Raw genomic sequence first — 15,588 nt, 5'->3', positions numbered from 1 at the left:
AACTAAAACAGCAGATTGCATTAACAGTAATATTATTATTGCAATCCGCCGTTCATTGTAAATTCACAGTTGGTTTCTTTTACAGGTATACTAAGTTGTGGTAAATCTCCTTATTTAATGGCTATTTACCATCATATCCCAGATAATATATTGCATTGGCCATCATACCATTGGTAGAATGGTTGTAATCTCTGAAAGTAGGCACAATCCCAAACAGAACTGCATCATAGTCAGGGGTATTGTCATGGACAATTGCATATGCACCGGCGATCTGCTGAGGATCTGCCCAGAATCCTGCCTTATACATGTCTTTACCCATTCCATAACTTCCACTTACAACAGTTCCTCCCTTATGTAAGTGGTCAATGCCTGAAACCCATATAGGTTTGTATGCAAATATGATTTCATTATTACCATAACCATAAGTAATGGGGTCTGTTTTCTTAGCATTAAATGTACATATACCGTTTTCCGCCGTTTGAGATTCCTCTTGCTCTCCAATATAACCCATTACGACGCCCAGCTTATCAATCTCTTTATTTAACATGGCTCCAGCATAGCCTGCTCCGATGAAGTCATGGTTTTTTGCAAAGCCCGTCAGATTCTTAATTCCTCTTGAATCTAATGACCAGGTAGTTCCTGTGGCATCATAACTGTCTTCCCATAATCCCTGACTTCCTGAAAGGATTAATGCTTCAAATCCATTCTTTTCAAAATCGTATCCATGATTTACAGCATTGTAAGAAATTGCTGTCACATTAAAGCCCAGTTCACTCATAGCTGTAAATGTTCCACCATCTTCTTCAACCACTGCAATCTTTTTAAGCAGTACTGGCTGAAGCGTTGCTTTTGTTTCACCAATTCCCACAATATTAGTCATATTTCCTTCAGCCAGAGCTTTCAATCTTTCTGCTACACCTGTCTGAGCAGGAATCACAAAAGTACCAGAAGGATATTTAGAGACCATATCTTTGGTTCTGTAAACTTTAAAACCTTCTTTTACCAGAGTATTGGCCACTAAATAGGCAGAATCATTTTCAACTGGCATGACATAATTAACACCAGCACCTTCATTAAAGTTTCCTACTGGTTCCTTTAACTCTGCAATTGTTTTGACCTCTGCTTTAAATTCATTTTGCACAGAAGGTGCATCAAATCCATTTAGAAGCGGGAATGAATAGGCCGAGATATCGTACATTTTATCTGCCTTTTTAGTAACATCTTCCCCTTTCCACAGCATGGTATTCACAAGGCCCCTGAGTCCCTGATGCATAGGTACAATAAAAGTTCCGGAAGGATACTTGATACGATCTGCAGTAAATTCTGCTGAAGCCTGCTGAACAACGATTCCATTATCCAACAGATGTTGAACCATTTTATATGCTTCATATACGTCTTTCTGTTGTTCTTTATTTACAGGAATGATATAAGCATATGGGAAATTCATATCTTTTTCCACGTTAAGTCCCTGACCCCCTCTGCTATAAATATCAAACTGATTCTTCATTAAAGTGGCTTTATTTTTTGAAGCGTACTGCAGCGCTGCATAGCAGGCTGCAAAATCTGCATCAATGCTATCCTGATCTGCGTACTTGATTTCCAGAGTATGACTGATTGTTCCAAAATACATAAAATACTGGGGAGTGAAGATTGGCGGATAGTCATCCCAGCCATCATCCCAGATTTCAAGTGGTATATCCACATCCCATCCTGTTTTTTCTTTCATGGCGGCAGCCATATACTTGGCATGTGGAAGCAGGCTCTTAGATAGCAGGTCATATTCATAATTAGGGTTGTGAGGTATCGTACACGGCTCCAGGAGAATATTTTCTGTGGACATAAATCCGTGTAAATCAAGCATTGTCGTTGGATACCATGTAGTCGCAACATTTTTTACGACAGCCTGAGTTTCAGGCTGGCTCTGAGTTATGTAATCTCTGTTCATATCCACACCAGCAGCATTCTCACGGACCCCAGAAGCTCTTCCGTCAGGATTCTGAACTACGTTGATAAGAACTACGCAGTTCCTTAAAATATTCTGAGTGTCTGGGCTTTTATCTGTAGTAAGCTTCTCAATGAGCTCCATGGCCCCATCAACTCCAGGAGTTTCATTTCCATGAATAGATGCATTGAAAAATACTGGAACCTTGTAATCAGTATTCTTGCTTAAGTACTCCAAAGCAGTCGTTGGATTATTGACCGCATTCTTCATAAATGATTTGTACTTCTCCAGATTCTGCATTCCTTCAGAGTCTGTTAATGTGACTAAATAAAGATTTCTCCCCTGATGAGTCTGTCCGATTACCTGATAGTCCATAATATTGGGATTTTTTTCTTTTATCTCTTTGAGCTTTGAACCTATTTCAGAATAAAGTATCTGATTTCTTGGTAATGGCTTTTCATAAGAATCACCCTGGTTAGTTGTTATGGTAGATGAATCCCCATAGCCAAAGCTTATGGTCCCCATAATAAGAGTCACGGCTATGGCTACAGCAAATAATTTGGAAAGTCTTCTTTTCTTCATTAAATTCACACTCCTTTTTATTGTATCCGTATACAATATTCTGTTAAGTATGCCTTTATTCTGCCATAGCAAGAAGACTTTGTCAAAGTTTTCTAAATATTTAATCTTTTTTATTCTAACACCGCAGTGATTACAGTCATATCATCCTTTTCCCTGATTCCGTATGCCTCAATTGCTCTGTTCATAATTAAGTCAGAAATAGTCTGAGGATCCTTTGATTTTATACTTCTGATGGCTTCTTTAAGCCAGTTCATATCAAGGTCATGACGATTTGCATCAGACACTCCGTCAGAAATCATAATAATCTGATCTCCCGGTCTCATGCGGACATTAATGAAATCGATGTGCAGTCCGTCTACGATCCCCATAGGCAGAGCAGCCATCTTAACAGCAGCCACCTTTTCTCCACGTTTAATAAAGGTAGCAGCTGCACCTATCTTAAACAGCCTGAGTTTTCCTCCAAGTCTGTCTATTAAAGCCAGGTCTACAGTGGAAAAGATTTCATCTCCCTCCTGCTGCAATAAAATATTATTTACTGTCTTTAAGGCCAACTTTACATCAAAACCAGAACCAATCAAATCCATTAATGTGGATACCGCAAGACTGCTTTCAGCAGAAGCTGCTTTGCCCTTACCCATACCGTCGCTGATTAAAATACCATATTCATTTTGTGAAATATCCTTATATTGAAAGCTATCCCCGGAAACTCCTGCAATCTGTCCGCATGCAGCATGAGCAACGTTTATATTAAATTTAGGCTGAGCATCTGTCCAGGATGTCCCGTGATTAATTGACTCCATTTCATTTTTCAAGCTCTCTGTCACCTGCGCCATACCCCTGAACTGATAGGATATAATAGACCTGTTGCTCCTTGCATTGCCATATAGATTTGCCAGTCGGTCGAAGGTACGGTAGTGTTCATCCAGAGCCTTTACAATCTGTTGCTTATTTTCCATTTCGCAGTAAGCTGAATCTTTTCTTATGATTGAAAAGACTCTTTTTATCTCAACTAAATACTTTCTTGGAATCAGAGCCATTACAGCGGATGCTGTAAGTGGCTCATAGGGAGGAATAAATAATTCGGGATAGGTAGTTATCATGCCTAAAACCAGGCAGGCTCCACTAAAACAGATGGCTGCCATGATTTTACTTTCCTGAGAAAACACACCGGCGGTAAACCCTCCTGCAAGAAAAACCATTACAATAGCCGGAGTATACCCTGTACATAAGACCAGACATATGGCTGAACTTGTTCCTGCTATAAGACCTGCACCAATACCGCCTCCATATCCGCATAGCAGGGTAATAAACAGCCCCCCATAAGTGGAAGGGATGCCTTTGCCGGATCCAGGGCCCATATACCAGTGCCGCACAGCATCAGAACCAGCACAGCAGCAGTAGCACCGATGGCTTTTTCCACTCCAAGCTCGCTTCTTTTTTCTACTTTTATTTCCCGGTGTTTTGCAAGCTTAACAAATGAAAAGAAACTGTTAAATGTAAAAATAAGAACAAAGATTAAAACCACTTCTGCCAGAAGCATAAAAATGCTTAATCTGTAAAACATATGCTTTAATATGTAATAAGAACAGTTACAGGTTATGGTTATAATAGCCGCTATTACAGCTCTGGCTGGCAGATCGATTCTGCGGTTTCCAAATAGGGTAAAAACTGCAGCACTCAGTGCTAATGCGGTTATATCACCATAGAACAGATAATTCGTTCCATAAAATGTAATACTTCCCAATATCATAGGCAGTATCAAATATAAATTCAGCCTGTTCCTGTATATCAGCACTGTAATAAGTGCGATTCCACAAGGAAATATGCTATTTAAAACCACTACTCTGCACAAAAGGAAAGACACCACCACCAAACCGGATATTTGTACCAGCCCGGTAGCCACCTTTTCCCTTGACCTGACCATTTCCATCATTACACCCCCGCCTATTCAAATGACTTGTCCAAAATTCACTTTATTGTTACATTATAGCTGCATGAGTCAGTGAAATTTGTCCAAACATGTAATGAATACCTAAAAACGTTCTATTTTTTTGCCCATTTTCTGACACTTAAAGAAAAAAAGACTTGTTCACGAGTATTTTTTTCTCGAAACAAGTCTTTTTTTATAATATATTTTTCTATCTTTTATTTAGTGTATTATACAGAACAACTGCTGTTTCTGCATGAGTTAAGGTATTACTTCCATTAAATCTGCCTTTGGCATCGCCCTTCATAATGCCCAGTGCGTAAGCAGCAGACGCATACCCCACATAAGAATTGTTGATCTTATCGCTATACATATTTTTAAACACGGAAGATTCCTTAGCCAGTTTATCAACCCCAAGATATCTGCAAATATATTTTGCTGCTTCCTGTCTTGTGATGCAGGCATTTGCATTGATTTCTGACTTAGTAATAATCTTACTATCAACAAGCATTTTATAAAAATCTTCATTATCCTTATAATAGCTTTGTTCAGGTGAGTATAAATACTTGAAGAATTCAAGCTGTGTAGTGGCCGCCTTCGGTGCGAACTTGTCACCTTCCAGATAATAACCATTAAGCTTTAGTTCCTTTATAGTTTTTTCTGCCCAGTTTCCAGCTATATCTGTATAATCTTTGGAGTCATCAGAGTCCTTATAAACAGATCCTGTGTTATCCAGCCGAATTCCTTTAAAAGCATCTATTATATAGGTTCCATTCTTTTGAAAATCATATACTAAAACAATCTTTCCATCTAAATCTTTTTTGTATATTAGTCCAAAATTGCCAAATCCATCTGCAACATCAAAGACCTTTTCTTTTGCCATAGCGCCATCTAATTTAGGGAAAGTAACCTTATCGTACCAGTTTCTTGAATAAGAAACAACCTGACCATTTGCTTTATCCACAGTAACAGCAATGGTATTATCATCAAAGTCAACACCATTTACCTGCCTTGTATAAATAAAGTTATAATCTCCATATTTGCTGTCCATGGCACTTTCATTGGTCCAGACCACCTGACTCTTTTTATCGGAGCATACTGCATCCAGATAGCCTTCTGCTATATTTTTTGCCTTATCCAGCCCTATGTCATTTTTTGAATCATTATCAGTGCTGTGAGTAAAGCCCACGAGAGTTCCAGTCTTTGCATCCAGGGTTACATAATCCTTTTCATAATTCAGGTTCCACATATATTCCTGATTAGGTCCCCAATCCTCTCTCAGGGATGATGACTGGAGCTTCTGACTGCCAATAGAGCTAATCATATCTCTGGCAATCTTGTCTGCCTGATTTTTGTCCAGCAGGTTCTGAGTTCTTTGAATTTCTTTCAGCTCTTCTTCTGTGAACTTAATCTCCCCTGTTCCTGCAGCGGCATTCATAGTTTCTTTTTTGGCCTTATCCATGTATCTATAGATTTCATAATCCTGATAAAGTTTTATAATCTTCCCAGTATTGGCATCTATGGCCCGGTTCAGTCCGTCTGTTTCATAAGCAGCAAAAACCTTTAGCGCTTTTTTTGTGTAATTATAATCTGATAAATACTTTAATTTAGGTCCCAGCTCAGCAAGATATACCTTTTTAGCTTCAGGTTTTGTAATTGCCTTATCCTTGGAAGGATAATCTTTAATAGATAAATCCTTAAGATCTGCATTCAGATTATAAGTTGAAAGTTTTCCTGTGGATTTATTTATTCCAATGCTGGCATATATAAAATCACAAGGTATATCATTTATATACATTCGGTAAGTAAATGTAAAATCTCCACCATAGGCATTGTTTGTATTATCTTCCGGTCTAAATTTACCTGCGGAATCAGGAAGTAGTTTCTGCAGATAATCTCCTGCAACTTTTTGTGCCTGTGCCTCTGTTGTCTTAGCTAACCCATTTGGCTGGAATTCTGGCGTGTAACAATAAAAAGAAGTAATCATACCATTATTTGTTACCGTTGCAGAAGCATTGGAAGTGTGATCAGTGTCTGCCCAGTTTAAATGTATCAGACTGCTGCTATCCTGATCTTCATCATAGTAATAACTAAATTCGCTCATAGACTCTGGTATGTCTATGACTTTTTTCACTGCTGCAATAGCATCTGTTAATTGTTTACTGTCAGATGTTCCTGCAAAAGCTGATACGGCTCCCGCCGCAGATACGGTTGATATCAGCAAAGTAAATATCATAATTGTACATAAAAATTTTTCATATTTCCCTCCTGTGTTCCCTTCTGTAAAATTATTCATATACATTATGACATGATTGTTTTCTATTTTGTTCCATATTTTAATAATATTTTTCAATTATTTATTCCAAAAAATCTTTTCGCATTTTCACAGGTAATTTTAACTACATCTTCATATTCCATTTCCTTTATTTCTGCCACTTTCCTGGCTGTATACTCCACATAAGGTGACATATTCTGTTTCCCTCTGAAAGGTTCTGGGGTCAGATAGGGTGCGTCTGTTTCTACCAGCAGATACTCTATGGGGATAGTTTTTACCACTTCTACTCCTTTTCTTGCATTCTTGTAGGTAATCGGGCCGGCTACGGACAAGGTCGCTCCCAGTTTTATATATTGCTGCCCGAGTTCTTTGCTCCCTGAAAAACAATGGAGTAAAACTCTTGCATCTGGAAACATTTTGCCTTCAGGACCAGGTCTCTTGGGAAACCAGCTCAACCTTTCGTTGGAAAAGGCCCCCTCTTCCCTCAGAATATTCATAACAAGCTCATCCGCCTCTCTTGAGTGGATAACAATTGGCATCTTTAATTGGTTGGCAAGCTGTATTTGCCTTCTGAACCATTCCTCCTGTACATCTCTTTCTGAAAAATCATAGTGGAAGTCCAGTCCGATTTCTCCAATAGCCATGACCTTATCTTTTTTAGCCATTCCTTTTATCATAATCAGCTGCATTTCATCCATATCCTTGGTATCATGAGGATGACATCCTACTACTGCATAGCACCAGGGATACTTTTCTGCATGCTTTACAGCCAGAGCAGAGCTCTCCAGATTAAATCCCACATCCATTATATAGGAAACCTCTGAAGCCTCAATTTTTTCTGCTAAGGCGGCTCTTTCTTCCTCTGTAAGAGTTTCATTGTTCAAGTGTGTATGTGAATCAAATAACATATTTACCTCCAGTTAGTCCTTATAAGTCATATAAATCTGCCTTTTATATTATCACTTTTCCTCATATATGTCTCTTTGAATTTCTATTTGATAAAAATATCAAATATGTAATAACCCCGGTTATCAACATCATACTACCGGATACTTCGTATACTGCAGTATAGGGTGAGGAAGTCCCCGCAATTTCAAAAATGCCCTTTAACATACTCCATATTGTAAGGGTTGCCACCCCTGAATTATATGTATTAAACGAAAACCCTGGCAGATTTATTTTCGTTGGTATTAATGATAATATCCCATAAAATCCCGTTCCTAAAACAAAGGGGAATAGAAACATATAGTTCATATATGGAGAAGAAACCCCATGCCCCAACTGATTATATATTCCTGAAAAAATGATACAAAATATGGTTGCCGCTGTCATCCCGTAAAACCCTCTGCTCTGTCTGCTTTTATTCTTAATATCCAATATAGACAATATCACTCACCTCACGTTCTCCTTTTTTCCTTCCATCTGTAGGATTATTAATCACTTTTCCATTAAAATACAAGGTGGAGGACCCGCCTCCATCTAAATTGTACGCTTCCGTGCAGCCTTGATCTTTCATTATCTGGGCCAGCTGATAAAGGGTAAGTCCCTGGCTCTCTTTAGTTCTTCCATCCGAAACTGCGATGACATAATGAAGAGGAGAAATCATACCAATTGCCGTTCTGGGATTACTGTTTCTTGCCTGGTCGACTTCTTCCTTTTCACCGACAGACACTTTTCCATTTTCAATTAACACTGGTCCAAAAGAGAATACTTGTACCGCCCCATCTTTAAGCAGGCTCTTGGCATCCTGCTGACTTTCTGTTATTACGCCACAACTGCCATCTTTATAAACCACAAAAGACTCATCCTCCGAATTTCCGTAATTACTACGATATAAGGTTCCATTTCGAAGTACGTAACCATAGTCTCGAAATCCATAGTAATCCCCATTAATTGCAAGAATTGCCTTATTTTTTTCTGCCATTTCAGAAGTGGTCTGTTTTATATTTCGCCCGTAAGAATTATCTGCAAAGGCTGCCTTTAAATAAGCTACACTGCTAACCTGAATGTCAGCTATATAGACTGAAGTATTATTGACACGTTTCTTGGAGAGTTTAATGTCAATGTTAGAATCTTTGTAGGACTGATCTGAAATAAGAGCGGCCGGCTGAGTATTTTTTACATCTGTACCGCTATTTGCTATTCCGGATACTTGTTTACTTTCTATAACAAAGGTACTTAGAAGGACCAACACTGTAAAACCTATCAATACTACGCTATATGTAACTGCCCACCAGCAGGGTGGCCATTTTCTTATAATGTTAAATATCTTTTTCATGATTTTCTGCTTTCTACCATTGATTAGGTGCAACCTTATTTCTGAAAATTATCTTTTTTTGTGCCAGACAACTTAAAATAAATAAGGTAAGTTCAACAATAATTTTAGCTAAAAAACGGTTGGGTATAAAAGTAGCAATTAGAAATGACAAAAGCAATGTATTCAAAACCAGGATAATCACTGCAAGAATGCTATACTGGACTACCGTTTTCAGCACATTGCTATCATATTTAAAGACATACTTTCTGTTAATAAAATAATTAACTGCAGCACTGACAATCCTTGATGCTATATTACTTATACCTATGCTTAAGTTTACAGGCATCCCCTGTGTCAATATAATCAGCAGGGAATATAGCCCATAGTCTATCACAAAGCTGATACCTGAAGAAAAGCTGAATTTGATGATTTCTCTGTAAATCATCCAGGAATCCCTTAATGGATTGAAATGGGACTCAGAATTATCATTTAAATAAATAGTTTTGATGGGTTCTTCAGCAATCCCCCTTTTATCTCTTATCCAATAAAGCAGCATATTCATTTCATATTCATATCTATTCCCCTCAATCTGCATCATGAAAGGAAGCTGATTTTTATCAAATGCCCGCAGCCCTGTCTGGGTATCCTGTATTCTTGTCCCAATAGACAGTTGAAATATCCTTCTTGTAATTACATTACCAATTTTACTCTTCAGAGGCACTTTACCGATAAATTCTCTACAGCCGAGGGTCAGATATTCTGGCTTACTTTGGTTTGCCTTTGCTACTGCAATAATGTCTTCAGCCTTATGCTGCCCATCAGAGTCAGCGGTCACTATGGTTGCCTCTTCTTTATACGTATTTTGTATATATGAGAATGCATTTTTTAATGCGTAGCCTTTTCCTTTGTTTGTTCTATAGGATATTACAAAAGCATATTTTTCTGCTTCCTGAAAAATCGGTTCGTATACTTTACCACTTCCGTCATCTACTACAATAATTTTAAACTCTGTCTGGGAATCAACAGCCTGGAGCAGCAGAATCAGCTTCTCGTCTGGTTCATATGCAGGAATTACCAGAATTACCTTTTTTACATCTGTCATAAACTCACCTCCACATCCTTAATTTCACTTTCTAATTTAACCTTAGAAGGTGAAGGTATTATAAAAGTCTTATGTCAATAGTATGATAACTATTTGTTTTATTATTATTGATATAAAGGCATAATAAGGATAAACTGTATAAGAGAATTACTTTATTATTGATTAGTTAGAAACAGTTGATTTCAACTTAAACGGAAAGGAAGGAATTATGAAAAGTATTGTAGTTTTTTATTCTCTGGAAGGAAATTGTAAATTAATCGGCAATACCATAGCTGAAGCGGCTCATTCGGATATTCTGGAATTAAAACTCAGGAAACCCGTACCTGTTAAAGGGCCAATGAAATTTTTAGCCGGTGGAGGAAGTGTCATGAAAAAATCCTCTCCAGAATTAACAACTGTCATTCCTGATCTATCCGACTACCAATTAATATTTATCGGGGCTCCTGTCTGGGCAGGTTCTTTTGCCCCTGCGATCCGGACCTTTGCTTCCAGCGCACGTCTTGAGAATAAAAAAATGTGTTTTTTCACCTGCTGTGCAGGCGGTCCTACAGAAAAATGTATTTCAGATATGAAATCCCTGTTTGAAGGTAATTTATTTATTTCAGATATCAGTTTTGTCAATCCGGCTACTAAAGACACCAAAAGTTGTCTTAACAAAGTCCGTGACTGGGTTTCTGGTTTAACAGAGGATTTTTAGACGATTAAATAAAATATTTATATTAATTATTAAAGTACGATTACTTTTTCTGAAATGTGAAAAGTAATCGTATTTTTTTCTTCATGGTTTATTTATTAAATTTCAGCATAAATGAAATTCTCCTGTTACTTTATGTCCAAATAGTGGTAAATAAAGATTAACAATTGTTTAGTTATTCAATTTAAAAATCAGATAATATAATGGCAAGGAGAATCAACCAATGTTTAAACAATCAAAATTAAAGACAAAATTAGTAGTATTTATTGGATTTCTACTCTTGATTACCGTTTTTGTTCAGGGACTGATATCTTATGTGGAACTGACAAAAGCGCATAACGCATCTATAACAGCGGAGCAGAAAAAATTTGATGCTATTATACAGGAGAGTGTAGAAACTTTAATCAGTACATTAAATGTAAACCATCAAAGATATCTAAAGGGAGAAATCACTCATGAACAGGAAATGGCAGAAGCCAAAGAAATAGTCAGGGATGCAAGATATAACAATGGAGAAGGTTATTTCTGGGCAGATCTTGCAGATGGCACATGCGAAGTACATATGAATCCAGCCTATGAAGGAAAAAAACGAATAAATGAAAAAGATCTTGCAGGAAATTATTATATACAGAATCTGATAAAAGCTGGTAACCAGAATGGAGGCGGTTTCACAGAGTTTTACTTTACCAAGCCCAATGAAGACGGAAGCTTTAAAAAACGAGGCTTTACAGAGAAATACGAACCTTACGGCTGGTACATCAGCACGGGAAATTATTATGACGATATAGAAAAGACAATCCGTACATATGAGAAATCTAAGAACCAGTCACTTCTTCTCATCATACTGTCTTCTGTGCTTATAGGGGGGCTGGGCGTAATATGCATGCTTATAATGGCAGAACGTATATCCAGACATTTAAAGACAGTTACAGACCGGCTGATGCTCCTGGGCCAGGGAGATCTTCATTCCCCTGTTCCTGAAGTAAAAACAGGCGACGAACTGGAAACACTAGCGGTAGCCACAAGACAGACCATTGATAACTTAGGAGTTACCATCCATAACATTGATACATCCATGAAGGAATTTTCCAAGGGGAATTATGTACTGGATACTACAGAGAATTATATTGGTGATTTATCAGAAATTTATACTTCCATTAGAAATTTTTCTGTTCAGATATCCTCTACTTTATCACAGATTAATGCAGCATCCTCAGAGGTTGCCCAGGGTTCTGAACAGGTATCCAGCGGTGCACAGTCGCTTGCGGAAGGCGCCTCTGAGCAGGCCGGTTCTATACAGGAACTTTTAAACTATGTAGAAGAAATGACTTCTCAGATAAACCAGACCGTAGAAAACGCTGAAAAAGCAAAACGCATCTCCGTAGAAGCCAGTGAAGCTACCACATTGGGGCAAAAGCAAATCGAAAAAATGATTGCAGCAATGGATGAAATCAGCAAAACCTCTATTGAAATCGGTAAAATAATAAAAAATATTGATGATATTGCTTTCCAGACTAATATACTTGCATTAAATGCTGCTGTGGAAGCAGCCCGTGCTGGTGCAGCAGGAAAAGGATTTGCAGTGGTTGCTGATGAAGTGCGTAACCTGGCAAGTAAATCGGCAGATTATGCAAAAAATACAGCAGATTTAATTGAGCGTTCACAAGTTGCCATTAAAAGTGGTTCTAACATTGTGTCTGATACTGCAGAATCCCTGGAAAATATTATTTCTGATTCAGAAAAATCCGCTGAAGTCATACAATACATTGCGGATAAGACTATTGAGCAAAAAGACTCGATTACTCATGTGAATTCCAGTATCCAGCAGGTTTCCACTGTGATTCAGATGAATAGTGCTACAGCTGAAGAAAGTGCTGCCATAAGTGAAGAGTTGTCAGGTCAGGCTCAAATGCTAAAAGATTTGATCGGCCAATTTAAATATGTAGAAACCATGTAAACATAAAAAGTAGCTTGTTCCGGGCTCACAACCTGGTTCGCCTGAACAAGCTACTTTTTCATAACTTTAGTTTTCATACCAGAATTACTGGTTTTCTTTTACTTCTCTCATTTAACAGTCTGATACTTTATAATATCTTCTACAGCCTGCTCCATGATATCATTGGAAATACCTGCTCCCTGATCATCCAGCTGGTAGGTTATATCTTTATGTTCCCATGTAAACTGATGATCTGTTTTAATGGCAGTTGGGGGCTGAGTCATGTCAAAGGTCCAAAGGCCATCAGAATCCTGCACAAGAGGATATTCTGGAGAGACTTCTTCACCATAATACACTTTAACACCCTGGATATCCAGCTCTTTTCTGTTTTCTCCTTCTGTTTTAGCGCAATAAATCAGATAATCTTGATTCGTCATTGACAGAACCAGTGAAGCATCGCCGTTACGGTAAAACAGTGAACACGAATTCCCTGTTGCATCATGAGAAATCATTTCACTTGCAGTGTAATCCTCTGCAATACTTCTCGGTGCTTTGTATTTAAAGGACAGATCTTTATCCTCCAGCATCCTGACCTCAGGTCCTTTTTTTACTTCCGTTTCAACCTGCACAGTCTTATATTTACCGTCCTCCCCCTTGACCACATCATAAATCAGTTTTGTAATCCCTTCCTGTCCCCAGGCCCTGACTGATGGGTTTAAAGTACACACTATGGTTAGCATCAAAGCAACACAGCACAAGGAAACAACTGGCCGTCTCATCCCATTATAAATTTTCCCCACATACCTCTTTGTAACCTCCACTGTGTCTTCTTTTCTTGATAACCTTTCTCTAATTGACTCGAATCCTCCTATACCAGGTTCAAGTCTTTCCACCCTTTTGAGTAAAGCTTTCTTAATCTCTAAATTTAACGCTTCATTATTCTTCAAAACTGCACCCCCTTTCAACATATTCACTTTCCAAAATTCCCGTTGACTGACGCTTTAACTCTTTAGCCAGTTTTTTTCTACTGCTATAAAGTCTTGATTTTACCGTCCCCTGAAAACAATTCATAATCCGGGCAATATCTTTGACGGGCAGGTCGTTATAGTAGTGAAGGATCACCGTAGTCCGCATTGGTAAACTAAGCCGGTTAATTGCATTTATCAGCTCGTTACTTTCAATTTCTTTAAAGCAGTCATGGGGATCTTTCACTCTGCTCTCATAAACCGCCAGTTCTTCATGGGAAAACTTTCTTTCACTGGATAACATTCTCCAGCTGGTTCTGACTAATATCCTGTAAAACCAGACTCCAAAAGCTTCCGGACTACTTAGCTTATGTATATCACGAAAGCACTCATAGAAAGTCTCCTGAATCACATCTTCTGCCAGATCATATCTGTTTACAATGGAAAAAGCCGTCCGGAGAGCTTTAGTGGAACAGGTTTCATATAGTTCTTCAAATGCAGATAAGTCACCTGTTTTGCAGCGAGTGACTAAGTTAATATCAACCATTGCATTATAACTCCTTTCATTTGGTGCACCATATGTAAAGGGGATTTTTTTATGAAAAAGGTTCATTTATTTATTAAATTTATTTAGAATTTTTTTTAGGTCTTGGGGGTCTTGCGGGTCTTGGAGGTCTTGGGGGTTTTGCTGTTTTAACCGCTGGGAAGTTATTCACTAATGGATATGGATGTTCCTGAACTACAGGTACTCTCTTTCCAATGAGCTTTTCAATGTCTGCCAGAAGTGGTTTCTCATCAAAATCACAAAAGGATATGGCCACCCCTTCAAGACCTGCTCTTCCAGTTCTTCCTATGCGATGGACATATGTCTCTGGCACATTTGGAAGTTCATAATTTACTACATGGGATAATTCATCTATATCAATACCTCGTGCTGCAATGTCCGTTGCCACAAGCACCCGTAGTTTTCCTTCTTTAAAATCATTTAATGCAATCTGTCTGGCCCCCTGGGATTTACCCCCATGAATAGACTGTGCCGTAATCTTAGCCTTTCCCAACTGCCTTGCAATTTTATCTGCCCCATATTTTGTCCTTGTAAAAACAATGGCAGATACAATAGATTTATCCTTTAAGAGATGCCTTAGCAAGTCCTTTTTATTCTGCTTGTCTACGTAATATAGTTTTTGCTCAATCATATCCACTGTGGAAGATACGGGTGTTATCTCAACCTTTGCCGGATTTGTTAATATGGAGTTGGCCATTTCTGCAATGTCAGGCGGCATGGTTGCAGAAAAAAGCAATGTCTGTCTCTTCTTTGGAATGGCAGCTATTACTTTCTTTATATCCCTGAGAAATCCCATATCCAGCATTCGGTCTGCTTCATCTAAAATAAATAGTTCTATATGCTTTATATCAATAATCCCCTGGTCAACCAAATCATTCAGTCTCCCTGGAGTTGCCACCAAAATATCTACGCCCTTTTTTAAATCAGCCTCCTGTGGTTTTTGAGAAACGCCTCCAAAAATAACGCAGGATTTTAATTTAGTGTATTTCCCATAGCGGCAAAAGTTTTCATATATTTGTATGGCCAGCTCTCTGGTAGGTGTAATAACAAGACTCCGGATTTTTCTTTTCCCCAGCTGCTGTTGTTTGCTCTGGCTTAATAATTGCAGAGTAGGTATGGCGAAGGCTGCTGTTTTACCGGTTCCCGTCTGTGCACATCCAAGCAGATCCTGTCCATTTAAAATTGGGGGAATTGCCTGTTCCTGTATTGGTGTAGGTGATTCATATCCCTCCTCATCTAAAGCCTTCATAATTGAATGCATAACTTTTAATTCTTTAAATTCCATCTTTTCTCCCTAACCCTAAGGTTCTTACCAAAAATAGCTTCCGACTTTCAAAAGAAAA

At 38.3% G+C, this 15,588-nt stretch carries 13 protein-coding genes; 2 read left to right on the top strand and 11 right to left on the bottom strand.

Annotated elements, in window-relative coordinates; translation table 11 throughout:
• Positions 1-121 precede the first annotated feature (121 nt).
• The 8 genes from Ami3637_RS10545 to Ami3637_RS10510 all read right to left on the bottom strand — a co-directional run bounded on the left by Ami3637_RS10545 (position 122) and on the right by Ami3637_RS10510 (position 10,085).
• On the bottom strand, positions 122-2,524 hold the full coding sequence (locus Ami3637_RS10545) for a M14 family zinc carboxypeptidase (protein ID WP_162362548.1): 2,403 nt from the start codon (positions 2,522-2,524) through the stop codon (positions 122-124).
• A gap of 110 nt (positions 2,525-2,634) precedes the next feature.
• Entirely contained in the window at positions 2,635-3,882 is a 1,248-nt protein-coding gene (locus tag Ami3637_RS10540; protein WP_162362547.1) for a SpoIIE family protein phosphatase, read from the bottom strand.
• Positions 3,783-4,457 carry a hypothetical protein gene (locus tag Ami3637_RS10535; protein ID WP_162362546.1) on the bottom strand — a complete coding sequence of 225 codons (675 nt, stop codon included), beginning with the start codon at positions 4,455-4,457 and terminating at the stop codon, positions 3,783-3,785. Before Ami3637_RS10535 ends, Ami3637_RS10540 begins: the two co-directional genes overlap by 100 nt.
• A gap of 205 nt (positions 4,458-4,662) precedes the next feature.
• Positions 4,663-6,687, bottom strand: coding sequence for an S-layer homology domain-containing protein (locus Ami3637_RS10530; RefSeq protein WP_162362545.1), 2,025 nt, complete (start codon positions 6,685-6,687; stop codon positions 4,663-4,665).
• 113 nt (positions 6,688-6,800) lie between these two features.
• Positions 6,801-7,634, bottom strand: a complete 834-nt coding sequence (locus Ami3637_RS10525) for a TatD family hydrolase (RefSeq protein WP_162362544.1) — start codon at positions 7,632-7,634, stop codon at positions 6,801-6,803.
• 61 nt (positions 7,635-7,695) lie between these two features.
• Positions 7,696-8,103 (bottom strand): hypothetical protein, encoded by a 408-nt coding sequence (locus tag Ami3637_RS10520; RefSeq protein WP_162362543.1) that lies wholly within the window; start codon positions 8,101-8,103, stop codon positions 7,696-7,698.
• Positions 8,093-9,004, bottom strand: coding sequence for a phosphodiester glycosidase family protein (locus tag Ami3637_RS10515; RefSeq protein WP_162362542.1), 912 nt, complete (start codon positions 9,002-9,004; stop codon positions 8,093-8,095). The genes Ami3637_RS10520 and Ami3637_RS10515 overlap by 11 nt, the downstream gene beginning before the upstream one ends.
• 13 nt (positions 9,005-9,017) lie before the next feature.
• Positions 9,018-10,085, bottom strand: a complete 1,068-nt coding sequence (locus tag Ami3637_RS10510; protein WP_162362541.1) for a bifunctional glycosyltransferase family 2/GtrA family protein — start codon at positions 10,083-10,085, stop codon at positions 9,018-9,020.
• Positions 10,086-10,293: 208 nt separating this feature from the next.
• On the opposite strand from Ami3637_RS10510, the gene Ami3637_RS10505 reads away from it, so the two are divergent.
• Together Ami3637_RS10505 and Ami3637_RS10500 are read left to right on the top strand one after the other, a co-directional pair.
• Positions 10,294-10,782, top strand: coding sequence for a flavodoxin family protein (locus Ami3637_RS10505; RefSeq protein WP_162362540.1), 489 nt, complete (start codon positions 10,294-10,296; stop codon positions 10,780-10,782).
• Between the two features lie 220 nt (positions 10,783-11,002).
• A complete protein-coding gene (locus Ami3637_RS10500) occupies positions 11,003-12,736 on the top strand; it encodes a methyl-accepting chemotaxis protein (RefSeq protein WP_162362539.1) in 1,734 nt (577 codons plus the stop codon).
• Positions 12,737-12,843: 107 nt separating this feature from the next.
• Here Ami3637_RS10500 and Ami3637_RS10495 read toward each other — a convergent pair whose 3' ends face one another.
• From Ami3637_RS10495 to Ami3637_RS10485, 3 genes are all read right to left on the bottom strand, one after another.
• The gene (locus tag Ami3637_RS10495; RefSeq protein ID WP_162362538.1) at positions 12,844-13,662 is read right to left on the bottom strand and encodes a hypothetical protein; all 819 of its coding nucleotides are present in this window, start codon (positions 13,660-13,662) and stop codon (positions 12,844-12,846) included.
• Complete coding sequence (locus tag Ami3637_RS10490; protein ID WP_162362537.1) at positions 13,652-14,227, bottom strand: RNA polymerase sigma factor; 576 nt, start codon at positions 14,225-14,227, stop codon at positions 13,652-13,654. Before Ami3637_RS10490 ends, Ami3637_RS10495 begins: the two co-directional genes overlap by 11 nt.
• 79 nt (positions 14,228-14,306) lie before the next feature.
• On the bottom strand, positions 14,307-15,530 hold the full coding sequence (locus Ami3637_RS10485) for a DEAD/DEAH box helicase (RefSeq protein WP_162362536.1): 1,224 nt from the start codon (positions 15,528-15,530) through the stop codon (positions 14,307-14,309).
• Between the last annotated feature and the right edge of the window lie 58 nt (positions 15,531-15,588).

It is taken from the genome of Aminipila terrae (genome assembly GCF_010120715.1).
In the GTDB taxonomy this organism is placed as follows: domain Bacteria; phylum Bacillota; class Clostridia; order Peptostreptococcales; family Anaerovoracaceae; genus Aminipila; species Aminipila terrae.
The sequence above is the reverse complement of the archived record's forward strand: the minus strand, read 5'-3'. Positions and strand labels throughout refer to the sequence as shown.